The 14,988-nt window shown below is 71.6% G+C and carries 11 protein-coding genes; 2 read left to right on the forward strand and 9 right to left on the reverse strand.

Annotated elements, in window-relative coordinates; genetic code table 11:
* Positions 1-13: 13 nt before the first annotated feature.
* The gene (thiE, locus tag ACFOJE_RS00150) at positions 14-646 is read right to left on the reverse strand and encodes a thiamine phosphate synthase (protein WP_377812196.1); all 633 of its coding nucleotides are present in this window, start codon (positions 644-646) and stop codon (positions 14-16) included.
* Positions 643-1,452, reverse strand: coding sequence for a hydroxymethylpyrimidine/phosphomethylpyrimidine kinase (locus ACFOJE_RS00155; RefSeq protein WP_377812197.1), 810 nt, complete (start codon positions 1,450-1,452; stop codon positions 643-645). The genes thiE and ACFOJE_RS00155 overlap by 4 nt, the downstream gene beginning before the upstream one ends.
* Before the next feature lie 123 nt (positions 1,453-1,575).
* On the opposite strand from ACFOJE_RS00155, the gene ACFOJE_RS00160 reads away from it, so the two are divergent.
* The gene (locus tag ACFOJE_RS00160; protein WP_377812198.1) at positions 1,576-3,225 is read left to right on the forward strand and encodes an acyl-CoA dehydrogenase family protein; all 1,650 of its coding nucleotides are present in this window, start codon (positions 1,576-1,578) and stop codon (positions 3,223-3,225) included.
* Positions 3,226-3,232: 7 nt separating this feature from the next.
* Here the strand turns inward: ACFOJE_RS00160 and ACFOJE_RS00165 are convergent, their stop codons facing one another.
* From ACFOJE_RS00165 to ACFOJE_RS00195, 7 genes are all read right to left on the reverse strand, one after another.
* Entirely contained in the window at positions 3,233-4,417 is a 1,185-nt protein-coding gene (locus ACFOJE_RS00165) for a type III PLP-dependent enzyme (protein ID WP_377812199.1), read from the reverse strand.
* Positions 4,414-6,210, reverse strand: coding sequence for an IucA/IucC family protein (locus ACFOJE_RS00170; protein ID WP_377812200.1), 1,797 nt, complete (start codon positions 6,208-6,210; stop codon positions 4,414-4,416). Before ACFOJE_RS00170 ends, ACFOJE_RS00165 begins: the two co-directional genes overlap by 4 nt.
* Positions 6,207-7,349: an MFS transporter gene (locus tag ACFOJE_RS00175; protein ID WP_377812201.1), complete on the reverse strand. Its 1,143-nt coding sequence runs from the start codon at positions 7,347-7,349 to the stop codon at positions 6,207-6,209. Before ACFOJE_RS00175 ends, ACFOJE_RS00170 begins: the two co-directional genes overlap by 4 nt.
* Positions 7,334-9,115 carry an IucA/IucC family protein gene (locus ACFOJE_RS00180; protein ID WP_377812202.1) on the reverse strand — a complete coding sequence of 594 codons (1,782 nt, stop codon included), beginning with the start codon at positions 9,113-9,115 and terminating at the stop codon, positions 7,334-7,336. Before ACFOJE_RS00180 ends, ACFOJE_RS00175 begins: the two co-directional genes overlap by 16 nt.
* On the reverse strand, positions 9,112-10,311 hold the full coding sequence (locus ACFOJE_RS00185) for an ATP-grasp domain-containing protein (protein ID WP_377812203.1): 1,200 nt from the start codon (positions 10,309-10,311) through the stop codon (positions 9,112-9,114). Before ACFOJE_RS00185 ends, ACFOJE_RS00180 begins: the two co-directional genes overlap by 4 nt.
* 80 nt (positions 10,312-10,391) lie before the next feature.
* Entirely contained in the window at positions 10,392-12,506 is a 2,115-nt protein-coding gene (locus ACFOJE_RS00190) for a TonB-dependent receptor family protein (RefSeq protein ID WP_377812204.1), read from the reverse strand.
* Between the two features lie 13 nt (positions 12,507-12,519).
* Entirely contained in the window at positions 12,520-13,290 is a 771-nt protein-coding gene (locus tag ACFOJE_RS00195; protein ID WP_377812205.1) for an HpcH/HpaI aldolase family protein, read from the reverse strand.
* A gap of 211 nt (positions 13,291-13,501) precedes the next feature.
* On the opposite strand from ACFOJE_RS00195, the gene amn reads away from it, so the two are divergent.
* The gene (amn, locus tag ACFOJE_RS00200; RefSeq protein WP_377812206.1) at positions 13,502-14,974 is read left to right on the forward strand and encodes an AMP nucleosidase; all 1,473 of its coding nucleotides are present in this window, start codon (positions 13,502-13,504) and stop codon (positions 14,972-14,974) included.
* The last annotated feature ends 14 nt before the right edge of the window (positions 14,975-14,988 follow it).

Genomic DNA, 14,988 nt, shown 5'->3' on the forward strand with positions numbered 1-14,988 from the left:
CCCCGGCGGGTAATCAGGTGGCGAACAGCTGGGCGAAGGCGCGGGCGCGGCGCTCCACCTCGGCGGCGGAGTCGGCGGCGAACAGCGCGTGGATCACCGCGACCATGTCGGCGCCGCGACGGATCAGTCCGGGCGCGGTTTCCAGGGTCACGCCGCCGATGGCGACGATGGGCCGGGCGATGCGGGCGCGGGCCTGCTCCAGCAGCTCGGGCGTGGCGGCCGGGGCGCCGGGCTTGGTGTTGGAGTTGAAGAAGCGGCCGAAGGCGACGTAGCTGGCGCCCTCGGCGACCGCCCGCTCGGCCAGGTCGAGCCGGGCGTGGCAGGTGCCGCCGATGATCGCCGCTTCGCCCAGGCGGGCGCGGGCGGCGGCCAGCGAGCCGTCCTCCTGGCCCAGGTGCAGGCCGACCCCGAGGCGCGCGGCCAGTTCGAGGTCGTCGTTGACGATCAGCGCGGCGCCGTGACGGGCGCAGAGTTCCGCGAGCGCGCCCGCTTCGTCCAGACGGCGGGCGGCGTCGGCGGACTTGTCGCGGTACTGCAGCAGCCGGGTGCCGCCGGCCAGGGCCGCCGCCACGTAGGGAAGCAGCCGGCCGCCGGCGAGCAGCTGGCTGTCGGTGATGGCGTAGAGGCCGCGCAGGGGCTTGTTCATGAGCAGAAGTCCAGCGGCAGGCGGCGTGGCACGTACTGGCCGCGGCCCGGAGCCTCGGCGTCGCGCAGGGTGCGCCAAGTGTAGTCGAGGGCCGTGCGCACCGCGCTGTCCAGCGCTTCGCCCTGGGCCAGGCGTCCGGCCAGGGCGCTGGCCAGGGTGCAGCCGGAGCCGTGGTAGCTGCCCGGCAGGCGCACGCAGGTGAAGGTTTGGGGCGCGCCGTCGCGGGAGTAGAGGCGGTTGTGCACCTCGGCCTCGTCGCCGTGGCCGCCGGTGATCAGCAGGTGGCGGATATGGGCCAGCAGCTTCTCGGCGCACTGATCCGCCGTGCCCTCCGGCAGCCCGGCGAGGAGGCGTGCCTCCGGCAGGTTCGGGGTGGCGATATGGCAGATCGGCAGCAGGCGTTCGCGGATCGCGTAGCCGACGTCGTCCTTGCCCAGGGTGCCGCCGCCGCCGGCGCGCAGCACCGGGTCGCAGACCAGCGGTACGCCGGGCAGTCGCTGCATGATTTCGACCACCGTGTCGACCATCTCCACGGCGCCGAGCATGCCCAGCTTGACCGCGGCGACCGGCAGGTCGGCGATCACCGTGCTGGCCTGGGCCAGCACCCAGTCGCGCTCGAGCACGCGGAAACCGGAGACATTCGCCGTGTCCTGCACGGTCAGCGCGGTGACGGTCGGGGCGGCGTGGCAGCCCTGGGCCAGCAGGGCCTCGATGTCGGCCTGCAGGCCGGCGCCGCCGCTGGGGTCGTGGCCGGACAGGCAGAGAACGACGGGGCGGGACGTGGGCGGGAATGTAGGCGTTTTCATGGCGTGCGAGCTTATCACCAAAAGACGCGCCAGGCTGCAGGCCCGGCGTCCGGATCGGCCCGCGCTGGCTAGACTCAAGGCTGCTGTCCGTTCCCTTCCTGCCGTCCGCCGCGAGAGCCCGCCATGCCGACCGTCATCGCCGAAACCCATGAGGTGACCAACCAGGTGCCGCCGCTGGACGGCGCCAATCTCTACCGCATCGACTTGCCGCTGCAGGAGTGGGTCCGCCGCTTCCACGGCGACTGGGCCAGCGATCGGCTGGAGGCCTACGGCGAGCTGGCCGGCGGTCCGCTGATGGCGGCGGGCTTTCTCGCCAACCAGAACCGGCCGCTGCTGCGCACCCACGATCGCTTCGGCCATCGCATCGACCAGGTGGACTTCCATCCGGCCTATCACGAGCTGATGCGCGCGGCCGTCTCCCACGGCCTGCACTCGCTGCCCTGGAGCGAGCCGCGCGCCGGCGCCCATGTCGCCCGCGCCGCCCTGATGTACCTGCACAACCAGATCGAGGCCGGTACCGCCTGCCCGCTGACCATGACCTTCGCCTGCGTGCCGACCCTGAGCCGCCAGCCGGAGATCGCCGCCCGCTGGCTGCCGCGGGTCATGGCCACGGAGTACGACCCGCGCAACGTCCCCATGGAGAAGAAGGCCGGGGTCACCATCGGCATGGCCATGACCGAGAAGCAGGGCGGCACCGACCTGCGCGCCAACACCACCCGCGCCTCGGCGATCGGCGCGACCGGGCCGGGGCAGGCCTACGAGCTGCTCGGCCACAAGTGGTTCTGCTCGGCGCCGATGAGCGACGCCTTCCTCACCCTGGCCTACAGCGACGGCGGCCTGTCCTGCTTCCTGCTGCCGCGCCACCGTCCGGACGGCAGTCGCAACGCCCTCTACATCCAGCGCCTGAAGGACAAGCTGGGAAACTGGTCGAACGCCTCCGCCGAAGTGGAGTACCGCGGCGCCCTGGCCAAGATGGTCGGCGAGGAGGGACGCGGCCTGGCGGTGCTGATGGAGATGGTCGGCCTGACCCGCTTCGACTGCATGATCGGCTCCAGCGCCCTGATGCGCCAGGCGCTGACCCAGGCCCTGCACCACTGCGCGCACCGTCTGGTCGGCGGCCAGGTGCTCGGCGAATACCACCTGATGCAGAACGTGCTGGCCGACCTGGCCCTGGAGAGCGAGGCCGCGCTGGCCCTCACCCTGCGCCTGGCACGGGCGATGGACCGGGCCGGGGAGGACGAGGGCGAGCGACATTTCGCCCGGCTGGCCACCGCCATCGGCAAGTACTGGATCTGCAAGCGCGCGCCGACCCTGATCGGCGAGGCGGCCGAGTGCCTGGGTGGCGCAGGCTACGTGGAGGAGAGCATCCTGCCGCGGCTGTACCGCGAGGCGCCCGTCAACTCGATCTGGGAGGGCTCCGGCAACGTGCAGTGCCTGGATGTGCTGCGCGCCCTGGGCAAGGAACCGGCGACCCTCGATGCGTTGTTCGACGGGCTGGGCGACGGCGGCGGCGACCCGCGGCTGCGCGCGCGGATCGAGGCGCTCAAGGCAGAACTCGCCGACCCCGGCGAGGCACACTACCGCGCCCGCCGCCTGGTCGAGGAGCTGGCCCTGACGCTGCAGGCCCGCCTGCTCCTGGACAGCGGCAACGGCGCGGTGGCCGAAGCCTTCATCCGCAGCCGCCTGGGCGAGGGCGGGCGGGTGTTCGGCACCCTGCCGCGGGGGCTCGCGGTCGAGGTGCTGCTGGAACGCAGCGCGCCGCAGCTGGAATAGGCGGCGATCAGGCCCCGATGAAGACCATCTGCGGCGGCTCGTGCATCAGGAAGTGCTGGTGCGAGATGTTCCAGGCGTAGGCGCCGGCCAGGGTGAACACCAAGAGGTCGCCGACCGCCAGGGCCGCCACGGGCTGCTGGCGGGCCAGCACGTCCTTGGGCGTGCACAACTGGCCGACCAGGGTCACCGGCTGGTTCTCCAGCTCGGCCGGTCGTTCGCCGCGCACCACCACGAAGGGATGGTCGTGGCCCTGGGCCGCGGGGGTGCGGAAGTGGTGGGTGCCGCCGCGGGCCACGGCGAAGTACTGGCCGTGGTTGCGCTTGATGTCCAGCACTTCCATCAGGTAGTAGCCGCAGGCGGCGGCGAGGAAGCGGCCGATCTCGAAACGGATGCGCGTCCCGGCCATGCCTTCCTCTTCGATCAGCGCCGCCAGCCCCGCGCAGAAGCCCGGCCAGTCGAAGGAGCGGGCATGGTCCCGGTAGTCGATGCCCATGCCGCCGCCGACGTTGAGCAGCGAAAGGTCCAGGCCGTGGCGCGCGTTCAACTGGCGGAAGCAGCGGAAGTAGCTGCGCAGCAGCTGCAGGTGGGCGCTGGTGTCCAACTGATGGGAAAGTAGGTGGAAGTGCAGGCCCTCGAGTTTCAGCCAGGGCTCGTCGGCGAGCAGCGCCAGGGCCTCGTCCAGGGCCTCCTCGTCGAGACCGAAGGGCGTCGGTTTGCCGCCCATCACCAGGCGGCTGTCCGGCGCTTCGTCGAGCCTGAGGTTGAGCCGCAGCAGCACCGGTGCCGGGCGCCCGTGGGCCCTGGCGACGGCGGCCAGGCGGCGCAGTTCGCCGAGGCTCTCCACGTGGAAGGCGGAGATCCCGCAGTCCATGGCGGCGGCCAGCTCGCTGTCCAGCTTGCCCGGGCCACCGAAGATCAGCGGCTTGTCCGGATGGCGCTCGTGGAGCCAGCGCAGCTCGCCGCCGGAGGCCGCCTCGAAGCCGTCGACCCAGGGTGCCAGGGTGCGCAGGATCGGCGCCTCGGGGTTGGCCTTGGCGGCGTAGAACAGCTCGCAGCCGGCCGGCAGCGCCGCGCGCAGGGTGCGGGCGTGGCGCGCCAGCGCCGGCAGGTCGTAGAGATAGGCGCACAGCGGCTCGCGGCGGTCGCGGCGCAGCTCGGCGATGGCTTCGCGGACGGAAGCGGGCAGGTTCATCGGCAGTCTCCCCGGCAGGCAGCGGTCAGCGGGTTGGGCAGGGCGGTGTAGCCGGCCTCGCGGTCGGCCTTGCGCAGCAGGCGGGTCATGAAGTTCTCCTTGCTCGGCAGCGGCGCGCCGGCGCACAGCTCGCGCAGTGCCGGCGGGTCGCCGAGCGGTGCGCGCTGCGCTTCGAGGAGCTCGGCGATCTCCCTCCACAGACACTGCTCCAGCGCCGCGTCGCCGCCGGCCAGGTGGAACACCGCCTCGCCCAGGTTGTTGACCAGGGTGCAGTAGGCGACCCGCTTCCAGGCCTTGTCGGCGTCGTAGTGCAGCGAGGTGCGGGTGCGTTCGTCGAGGTGGGCGAGGCGCTCGGCCGGCCAGTGCTCGGGGACCAGCTTGGTGCCTTCCAGGTCGCGGATCCACACCCGGCAGGGCAGGCCCTGCGCGTCGAAGCCGAGCAGGGTGTTCTGCAGGTGCGGCTCCAGCACCACGCCGTGGCGGAACAGGCAGTGCAGCGAGCCGCCCAGCAGCAGTTCGGCGTAGGCGCGCAGCCAGCGCCGCGCGGCCTCGGCCGGGGCGACGCCGAGTCGGGCCGCGCACTGCGCGATCAGCGGCTGGCAGGCGCTGCCGCCGTCCAGGTTCCAGGTGAACAGGGCCATGGCCACCCGCGGCCGGTGGCGCGCGCGGCTGGCCGCGTCGAGGTTCTGCCGGTAGAGGATGCCGAAGCACTCGGTGACTTCGCGGGCCTCCTCTGCGCTGCCGTGGGCGGACAGGTCCAGGGTGCTGGCGGCCGGCTCGGGCATCAGCGCGAAGCCCGGCTGGCGCTCGTCCAGCTCGCGCATCAGCGGGTCGAGCAGGCGGGTCAGGGCCACCGCGCTGTCCAGTTCGTACCAGGCGTTCTTGCGCACGCAGTTGGTCAGCCGCACATGGATCGAGAACTTGAGGAAGTGGCTCAGTTCCGGGTGGTAGAGGGTGCGCACCGAGGAGGTCGGGTAGAGCGCCAGGCCCTGCGGGCCGAGGTATTCCAGCAGGCCGAGGTCGCGTACCCGGCGGACCAGCGGGTCGGCCAGCACCCGGGAAACCTCCCAGGGGTGGCAGGGGTAGAGGTCGTCGGCCCCGGCGATCCGCGCCAGCAGGCCGCGCGGGTCGTCGCCCTGGTGGCGGACCAGGGTCGGATCGACGCGGAACCAGTGCAGCGGGAACTGCGCGCCGACCTCCGGCGAGCAGGCCAGCAGGTCGGCCTCGGAGACGCCGTCGCGGCTCTTCGGCGTCGGGTGCAGGGCGTGGCCCCAGACCTGGCCCTGTTCGGAGAGCAAGAGGCTGTCCATCGGCTCATGGCTGTCCGTCGGCTCGCGGCTGCCGGCCGGCTCCTGGTTGGCGGCGCGGGCGTGGTGAAGGAAGGTACGGGTGACGCGCAGGCTGTTGTCGATCTGTTCGAGCAGTTCGCCGTGGCGCTCCGGGCCGTTCAGCGGGGCGAGCAGCAGGCGCGCCAGTTCGGTGGCGTCCAGCGGCCGCCAGCCCTGGCCGAGCCCCTTGAAGTAGGGCGCGCTGACGAAGCGGCAGCGGCCGAGCGCGCTGGTGCGGTCGGCGAGCAGCGCCAGGCGGCTGCCGTCGGCCAGCCGGATGTCGACGCAGCGGCCTTCGGCGTGGCGCAGGGTCATGGGCAGGTCTTGGGCCTGGCAGTCGAGGCAGGCCTCGCCGCGGGGCAGGGCGTACTCGCGCAGGTAGCAGTTGAGCAGGCAGTCGATGGCGTGGCGCTGGGCCTCGCCGTCGAGGCGGCGCTGCTGGGGAGAGCGGGCGACTGGGGTCATGGGGCGGTCTCCGGCGAACGGGTGAGGAGCGGATAGGTCACGGCCAGCGCGGCGAGCGCGGCCAGGCAGGCGATCAGGAAGGGCATGGCGACGCCGTAGCGCTGGCAGGCCAGTCCGGCGACCAGGCCGGCGGCGGTGCCGGCCCATTTGCCGCTGGCGTCGAACCAGCCGAACAGCCGTCCGGCGCCGCCGGCGCGGCGGCGTTCGGCCAGGCAGCGGTGCAGGCCGACGAAGGCCAGCAGCATGCCCAGTCCGGCGAGCAGGCGCAGGGCGAACAGCAGCTCGGCCGGCAGGCGCAGGAACTGCAGCAGGTTGCCCAGCGCCAGCAGGACGAGGCCGGCCGGCAGCAGCGGGCCGCCGAGGCGCTGGACCCAGGGCAGGGCGAGCAGGTAGACCAGGTGCGGCAGGCTGTAGAGCAGGCCGATCAGCGCGTCGTCGTTCAGCCCCAGGGCTTCGCCGTAGGGCATGAAGTAGGGAAAGGTCACCACCATGGCGAAGCTGAACAGGAACTGCACGGCGAGCAGGCGCAGCAGGTCCGCCGGCAGCTCGGTCGCGCCCGGCGTGCCGGCCGGGTGTCGCCGCGGCCGCGGCGCGTCGGCCGGCAGCGGCAGGACCAGCGCGAACGCCAGCAGCGGCAGCCAGGCCAGGTAGCGGTACAGCTCGATGCCCAGCCCGGCATCGGCCAGCAGGCCGACCAGCACCGGGCCGCTGAGCATCGCCAGGCGCGCCGAGTACTGGGTCAGGTTGAGGGCGCGGGACAGGCCTTCGCCCTGCAGCTGGGTCGCCAGGTAGGCGTTGGAGGCCGCCATGGCGCCGCCGAAGGTGCCCTGGACGACCAGCGCCAGGGCGAAGACCGCCAGGTTCGGGCTGAAGCCGGCGAGCAGGAAGCCGGCGGCCAGGCCGGCGTGGGCGCGCAGCAGCGACAGCCGGCAGCCGTGGCGGTCGGCCAGGCGGCCCCAGAGCGGTGCCGCCAGCGCGGTGCACAGGGTCGGCAGCACGTAGAGCGCGCCGATGCTCCAGGTCGGCACCGCGCTGCCGAGGTCGGCGAGGATGCGCGGCAGGAACAGCGGCACGCCGAGGGCGGTGAAGGCCGACAGGTAGTGGCCGAGCAGCACGCTGGCGGTCAGGCGCCGGGGCATGGGGCCGGCTCCTGGAGGAAGTTCGCCGCGCTGTAGCCGTAGAACTTGTTGATGTCGGCCGCGCCGGAGCGCTCCTTGCTGAACAGGCTGCCGGCGCTGAGCAGGTACTTCACCGGCAGTTTCGGGGCGGCGAGCAGGAAGCGGCGCGCCTCGGCGACCGCCACGCCCTCGTCCTCCAGCGCGTCGAGCGCGGCGCGCAGGCGTCGGCGCAGCACGGCGTAGAGCGCCTCGCGACCGGCCAGGCCAGCCTCGGCCATGGCTTCCAGCGGCGCGACGATGTTCAGCTGCAGGGTGATGGTGCAGAACATCTCCGCCAGCGGGCGGGCCTCGGCGACGCGGATCCGCTCGTCGCGCAGCTCGGTCAGGCGCGGCGCCAGGTCCGGGCAGGCGGCGGCGAAGCGCGCCGGCCAGAGCCGCGCGGCGTCGTTGTCCTTCATCAGCAGGCGCAGCGGCCGGCCGGCCTCGAACAGCAGCACGGCATTCTGCTGGTTGGCCTCCAGGGCGATGCCGTAGCGCAGCCACAGGCGCAGGTGCACGGCGAGCAGCAGGTCGAGGTAGTCCTGCCACCAGGCCATCAGATCGCCACTGCCGAAGCGCTCGACCAGCGCTTCGACCAGCAGCCGGCCGTCCGGCAGGCGGCTGGCCAGGGCGGCCACCGGCACCGGGGTGGCCCGCTCCAGGCCCTCCGGGTAGCGTCGCAGGATGTAGGCCAGATGGCGCTCGCCGGCGGCGTGGCCGCCGTGCCGCTCGTCGACGTGCACATAGCGCGCGCCGAGCTGGTCGTCGCGGGCGGCGAGGGCTTCGAGGACGGTCTGGAACCAGTGGCCGTCGTACAGGGTGCTCGGCTTGATCAGGCGCAGGTTGCGCGCGCCGAGAGTGCGTACCGAGAGCGGCAGCTTGAGGTGCCAGTGCGGCTCCCCGACGCACAGCACGGTGCGCACCGAGAGGGTCGGCTCCACTTCCAGGGCGCTCTCCGGCGCGCGTAGACAGCCCTCCGGCAGGCCGTGGGCGTCCAGTTCGGGCCAGGTCAGCGGGTGCACCGGCAGCAGCGCATGGCTCGCCTCCAGCGCCGGGTCCAGGCCGACCTCGGGAAAGCTCGGCCAGAACGCCGGCGGCGCGCCGGTCCGTTCGAGGATCGCCCTGGGTACCGCCAGCCAGTTGAGTCGGAAGCGCGGTGCGAATTCCGGGGCGTAGCCCTGCAGGGCCGCGGCGTCGAAGCCGCTCTTGGCCCGCGCGGTGGGGTAGAAGGGATGGTCCAGGTAGCTGGCCAGGCGGTCGATGCCGAGCAGGCGCCGGCCCCAGTCGGGCTCGTCGAGGACCGCGCCCAGCGCGCCGGCCCGGGCGGCGTAGGCCTCGCGGCACAGGCGACGGTGCTCGACCGCGCAGTCGGCCTCCGCCAGATAGTCGGCGAACAGCGCCAGGCTCTCGGCGTCGAGATCCGCGGCCAGGTGCTCCAGCCAGCGCCGGTAGCCCTGCTCCAGCTGCACGTGCTCGCCCTGGCGGCGCAGCCAACGGTCGCCGACCGCGCTCCAGTCCTGCAGCGGCGCGCCGCGGCGCACCGGCAGCCAGAGTTCGCCGCAGCCCAGGTGGTCGATGCACAGCCAGTCGGGTTCCGCCGGCTGCGGCCAGTGGGTGGCCAGCTCCGCCGGTAGGGCTGCGACGCGCGCCCGGCCGAGCAGGCCGCGGATGTCCTCGCGCAGGCAGCAGTCGAGGATGCGCTGGCCGATGGCCGCGCGGTCTTGTTGGTCGAGATTATCCGGGCTCATGCCAGCTCCCAGCGCAGGTCGCTGCGCGCGGCGGCGAAGCGCGCGGCGAGCGCGGCCTCGTCGGGGGCGATCAGGCGCAGTACGCCCAGGTAGTCCTTGTTCGAGTGGCTGAGGCGGATCTCCTCGCCGACCTCGCGCAGCGCGCAGTAGTCGACCCAGTGGCCGTCGTCCTCTTCCCGGAAGCTCGGGCTGGCTGCCAGCAGACGGCCGTCGCGCGGGGCGACCAGGTAGTGCACCAGGGCTTCGGCGCCGCTGCTTTCGCTCTCTTCCAGCGGCTCGCCCAGGTGCAGGGCGAGGATGCGCTCGAACCAGCCCTGCGGCAGCAGGCGGTCGAGGAGGAACTCGCGGCCATCGCCGATGCTGCGGTAGTTGATCTCCACCAGCACCGGGCCGTCGGCGGTGAGGATGAACTCGCTGTGGCAGACCCCGAAGTTGACGCCGAAGGCGGCCACCTGGGCCAGCGCCGCCTGGCGCGCGCCGCGGCTCAGCGGGCCGTTCCAGCGCGCCTCCAGCTCGACGAAGTGCGGCGGCGACGAGAGCGTCACGTCGAAGCCGCCGATGGCCTGCAGATTCTGGCCGTCGCCGAGGGTCTCCAGGGTGAACAGCGGCCCCTGCAGGTAGGCCTCCAGCAGCAGCGCGCGGTTCGGCTGGCGCTGCCAGAAGGCCTCGCAGTAGGCGGCCAGTTCGCCGGCGTTGCGGCACAGCTGCACGTCCAGGCTGGCGACGCCCTCGCGCGGCTTGGCCACCAGCGGGAAGGGGGCATCGCTCGGCAGCGCCGCGCCGGGAGTGAGCACCCGGAACCAGGGGCCGGGCAGGCCGAGGCGCTGCAGGCGCTCGCGCATCTCCGCCTTGTTCTTCGCCGCGTGGCAGATCCGCCAGTCCTTGCCGGGGCAGTCGAAGGCCTCGGCCACCAGCGCGCAGCTGGTCTGCAGGTGGTCGCTGTTGGAGAACACCGCCCGCGGGCGCAGGCCCTGGGCGTGCAGCAGTTCGATCACCGCCAGCGGGTTGAACACGTCGCACTCGAGGATCTCCAGCGCGTCGATCTCGATTTCGGCGTCGGCCAGGTGGCGCCAGTGGCCCTGGGCGTGGTCGGTGACGAGCAGCAGCGGGTGTCCGCGCCGCCGGGCGGCGGGCAGGAAGCCCTCGCAGACGGCGTGGGTGGCGACGTGACTGAGGATGACGATGGGCCTTGGCATGGCGTTCTCCGGGCAGGGGCCGTCCGGCCGTGAGGCTGGACGGCGATGCCTGCAGATGGATGCGGGTTGGGGAGGGTGGATCAGAAGCGGTAGTTGGCGGCGACCGTGACGGTGCGGCCGGGCGCGGACTGGCGGCCCCAGGGGCTGGTGTCCATGCCGCGGAAGTAGTAGCGGTTGTCGAACAGGTTGCTGATGCCGATCGAGGTGGTCAGCTCGTCGCCGCTGAAGCGGAACCTGCGCTCCAGGGAGGTGTTCCAGACCCAGTAGGAGGGCAGCTGGCCGACCGAGGCGATGGCGTTCTCGTCCTTGGTGTTGGCGGTGTCGGTGAAGGCCTTGCTGACGAAGAGTCCGTCCAGGGCGTAGGTCCAGTCCTGGTTCAGGCGATAGCGGCCGTCGACGTTGAACTGGTGCTTGGAGGAGAAGGGCACTTCGTTGCCGCGGTACTGGCCGGCGCGCTGCTCGGCGTCCAGATAGGCGTAGCCGACGTGCAGGTCGAGCTTTTCCACCGGGGTCCAGAACATCTCGGTCTCGAAGCCCTGGTGGCGGGTCTTGCCGATGTTCTGGTAGGTGTCGGTGGTGCGGTTGTATTCGATCTGGTTGTCGAAGTCGATGCGGTACAGGTTGAAGTCGAAGCGCAGGTTGGCCAGCGGGGTGTAGCGGAAGCCGGCCTCGTAGTTCCAGGCCACTTCGGAGCCGACGTCGCCGTCCTTGACGATCGAGGTGATCTGCGGCACGCGCAGCGAGCGCTGGGCGTCGGCGAAGAGGAACCAGTGGTCGGTGAGCTGGAAGCCGGCGTTGATCCCGGGCAGCCACTCGTCGCTGGTGTTGGCCGTGCTCTTGCGGCTGACGGCGTCGGAATAGTTCATCTCCACGTGCTCGTGGCGCACGCCGGGGGTGATGGTCAGGCGGCCGTCGAGCAGGCTGATGGCGTCGCTGACGAAGAAGGCCCCGCCGTCGGTGTTGAAGCTCCAGTCGCGGACCACGCTGGTCGCGCCGGTGGACAGGCTGGTCTTGTTGACGTCGAACTGGGTGTCCTCGCTGACGTAGCGGCCGCCGACCAGCCAGGTCTGGTCCACCACGTCGCCGTAGAAGCTGAAGCTCACCTTCGGCTCGATGCCCCAGACCTTGAAGTTGCGCGGGGCGCTCTGCCGGTAGGCCGGCGTGGCGTCCGGGGTGAACTGCGACTTGGAATCCAGGCCGACGATGAAGTTGCGGTCGCTGTCGTGGGCGAAGCCGGTGAGGCTGAACTCCATGTCCTCCAGCGGGCCGTGGGAGCCGAGGAACTGGGTGTAGGTGCCCCAGACCCGGTCGGTGTTGCCCTTGAAGCGGTCGAGGTCGCGGGTCGAGTCGCGCCAGTCGTGCTTGTAGTCTTTCACGCTGAGGGCGCCGGCCAGCTCCATGTCGGCCTCGTAGTGCTGCAGGCCGAAGCTCAGGCTGCGCACGTCGTCGATGTCCCACTGGCCGCGCAGGCGGACGTTGTCCACGTCGGTGTTGGAGTGGTCGCGGTCGTAGTGGCCGCTCTTGTTGTTGTACTCCAGCATCAGGCCGAAGTTGTCGGTCAGGTGGCCGCCGGTGCTCAGGTAGGTGTCGTACAGCTGGTGGCCGCCGGGGGAGAAGGTGAGGCGCTCGCCGATGTTGTTTTCCCATTTCTTCGGGATCGGCTTGCTGATGAAGTTGATCACCCCGCCGACGTTGTTCGGGCCGTACTGGACGGCGGCGCCGCCGCGCACGATGTCGATCCGGTCGACGGTCTGCAGGGTCTGCGGGAACAGCGACAGGCTGGTCTGGCCGTAGGGCGCGAGCGACAGCGGAATCCCGTCGGAGAGCACCTGGACCCGGCCGCTGCGGCTCTCGTAGAGGCCGCGCACGGAAATCTGCGGCAGCACGCCGGTGCCGGTCTCGTCGAACACCTTCACCCCCGGCACGCGCTGCAGGGCGTCGTCCAGGCCGCGCACGCTGGCCTTCTTCAGATCCTCGGACTTGACCACGCTGCGGCTGCCGGCGTAGGTGCGGACCTCCTCGTCGCTGCCGTGACCGAGGACGTCGCCCTTGATCACCTGGGAGGCGAGCGAGAGCTTCTCCTCCTTGGTCTTTTCCTCGTCCTTGACGTCTTCGGCGGCTGCGGCGGCCTGGGCCAGCGCCAGGGTGAGCAGACTGAGAGACCAGCGGATGTGGCGTGCGGCCTTGTACTTCATGGCTTCTTGCTCCTTAGTTCTTCTGTTGCAGGTCGTGCAGGCGGTTCTTCAGGGCGGCGAGCAGCAGGCCGCGGTCCTCGCCGGCGAGGAAGCAGCGGATGCCGCGCTCTCGCCAGTGATCGAGCTGTTCGGGGGTGCGCGGGTTGGCGCAGAAGGGCACGCCGGCTTCGGCGCAGGCCTCGGCGATGCGCTGCAGCGCCCGCCAGACCTGCGGGTGGGCCGGCTGCGGGCCGAGTCCCAGGTCGAGGGCCAGGTCCAGCGCGCCTTCCAGGACCATGGCGACGCCGGGCTGGGCGAGGATCGCCGGCAGGGCCTCGAGGCCGGCGGCGCTCTCGATCATCGGCACGATGCGCGGCTCGCCGTTGACCCGGGCGATGTAGTCGGGCAGCGCCAGGGCGCCGAAGCCGGTGACGCGCCCGCCGCTGATGCCGCGCCGACCCTGCGGCGGAAACCAGGCGGCGGCGACGGCCCGGGCGACCTCGTCGGCGCTTTCCACCCGGGGCAGGACGATGGTTTCGAAGCCGGCGTCCAGGGCGCGGCCGATCTGTTTGGCGTCCACCTCCGGCAGGCGCAGCCAGGCGGCGATGCCGGCGGCCTCGCAGGCGCGCAGGCAGTGCATCAGTTCTTCCTCGCCGCGCAGCAGGTGCTCCCGGTCGAGGATCAGGAAGTCGTAGCCGGCGGCGGCGACCATCTCGCAGAGCAGCGGCGAGGGCACCGAGCCGAGCAGACCGTGGATGGCTTCGCCGTGGCCGAGGCGGGCGAGGACGGATGATTCGCTGAGCATGTCGATCCTTGTGACGTCTTAGCATTCGCCATTGATATTAATTCTCATTAATGGTGATGCGCAAGACCCAGCGTTGCGTTTTCCGTGCGTCGGGGGCCCGTACTAGAGGCCCGTCACCGTCTCCGGAGGCCGCCGTCCGGCCCGGCGGCTATCGCCCGGCGCCGGAAAGCGGGCAAGATAGGTTCGAGAAAACAAGACAGAGAGCCGGAACGTGAACATCGACTCAGGAGCTTTCATCACCGCCGCCACCGCCGAGGAGGCGGTGGACCTTCTCGCCGGTCTGCACCAGCGTGCGGCCACGGCGCTGCACCAGGCGCTCAAGCGCTATCTGAAGGACCGGGTCGAGCCGGACGCCGGGCAGCGCAGCCTGTTCCGCTATCCGCAGCTGCGCCTGACCTACCACTGCCATGGCGAGGTGCCATCCACCGTGCGCGCCTATGCCCGGGTGCAGGTGCCCGGCACCTACAGCGTCACCGTGACCCAGCCGGCGGCCTTCCGCGGTTACCTGCTCGACCAGCTGCGCCCGCTGATGCGCGACTTCACGGTGCAGGTGGAGGTCGGCGTCAGCCAGCAGAACATTCCCTATCCCTACGTGGTGGAGCAGGGCGACGAACTGGCCGGATCGGGGGTGACCGCCGCCGAGCTGGCGCGGGTGTTCCCCAGCACCGACCTGTCGGCAGCCACCGACCGCATCGCCGACGGCCTCTACGAATGGGACAAGGCCGAAGCCTTCCCGCTGGCGCTGTTCGACGCGGCGCGGGTGGACTTCTCCCTGCGCCGCCTGGTGCACTACACCGGCAGCGATTGGCGCCACGTGCAGCCGTGGGTTCTGCTGACCAACTACCACCGCTACGTCGACCAGTTCATCCGCTACGGGCTCGACCAGCTGCGCGAAGACACGCGCTTCGTGCGCCTGGTGCTGCCGGGCAACGTGGTGCTGGAGCGGGGCATGGAAGAAGGGGCGATGCAGGCGATGATCGACTCGGTGCTCTGGCACCGCTACCAGATGCCGGCCTACCACCTGGTGGCCGAGGACGGCCACGGCGTCACCCTGGTGAACATCGGCGTCGGTCCCTCCAACGCCAAGAACATCACCGACCACCTGGCCGTGCTGCGCCCGCACTGTTGGCTGATGATCGGCCACTGCGGCGGCCTGCGGCAGTCGCAGACCATCGGCGACTACGTGCTGGCCCACGCCTACATGCGCCGCGACGGCATCCTCGACCGCGTGCTGCCGCCGCACATCCCGCTGCCGGCGCTTGCCGAGGTGCAGCAGGCGCTGCAGGAGGCCGCCGCGCTGGTCACCGGCGAACGCGGCGACGCCCTCAAGCGGCGCCTGCGCACCGGCACCGTGCTGACCTACGACGACCGCAACTGGGAGCTGCGCTGGGCCCAGGAGCGGCCGCTGATCAACCTGTCGCGGGCGGTGGCTGTGGACATGGAGAGCGGCACCATCGCCGCCCAGGGCTATCGCCTGCGGGTGCCCTACGGCACCCTCCTGTGCGTGTCGGACAAGCCGCTGCACAGCGAGATCAAGCTACCCGGCGCGGCCAACGCCTTCTACGAGCGGGCGGTGACCCAGCACCTGCGGATCGGCCTGGCCGCCCTCGACCTCCTGCGCAGCCAGCTCGACTCGCTGCACTCGCGCAAGCTGCGCAGCTTCGACGAGCCGCCGTTCCGCTGACGGGGCGGCGCCCG

The sequence above is a fragment of the Azotobacter bryophylli genome (assembly GCF_042643485.1).
In the GTDB taxonomy this organism is placed as follows: Bacteria; Pseudomonadota; Gammaproteobacteria; order Pseudomonadales; family Pseudomonadaceae; genus Azotobacter; species Azotobacter bryophylli.

What these genes read in the sequence shown, in the direction of transcription:
- ACFOJE_RS00170 (WP_377812200.1), bottom strand. Translation starts at nt 6,210, where the DNA reads ATGACCCCAGTCGCCCGCTCTCCCCAGCAGCGCCGCCTCGACGGCGAG.
- ACFOJE_RS00190 (WP_377812204.1), bottom strand. Translation starts at nt 12,506, where the DNA reads ATGAAGTACAAGGCCGCACGCCACATCCGCTGGTCTCTCAGTCTGCTC.
- ACFOJE_RS00165 (WP_377812199.1), bottom strand. Translation starts at nt 4,417, where the DNA reads ATGAACCTGCCCGCTTCCGTCCGCGAAGCCATCGCCGAGCTGCGCCGC.
- ACFOJE_RS00175 (WP_377812201.1), bottom strand. Translation starts at nt 7,349, where the DNA reads ATGCCCCGGCGCCTGACCGCCAGCGTGCTGCTCGGCCACTACCTGTCG.
- thiE (WP_377812196.1), bottom strand. Translation starts at nt 646, where the DNA reads ATGAACAAGCCCCTGCGCGGCCTCTACGCCATCACCGACAGCCAGCTG.
- ACFOJE_RS00155 (WP_377812197.1), bottom strand. Translation starts at nt 1,452, where the DNA reads ATGAAAACGCCTACATTCCCGCCCACGTCCCGCCCCGTCGTTCTCTGC.
- ACFOJE_RS00185 (WP_377812203.1), bottom strand. Translation starts at nt 10,311, where the DNA reads ATGCCAAGGCCCATCGTCATCCTCAGTCACGTCGCCACCCACGCCGTC.
- ACFOJE_RS00160 (WP_377812198.1), top strand. Translation starts at nt 1,576, where the DNA reads ATGCCGACCGTCATCGCCGAAACCCATGAGGTGACCAACCAGGTGCCG.
- ACFOJE_RS00195 (WP_377812205.1), bottom strand. Translation starts at nt 13,290, where the DNA reads ATGCTCAGCGAATCATCCGTCCTCGCCCGCCTCGGCCACGGCGAAGCC.
- ACFOJE_RS00180 (WP_377812202.1), bottom strand. Translation starts at nt 9,115, where the DNA reads ATGAGCCCGGATAATCTCGACCAACAAGACCGCGCGGCCATCGGCCAG.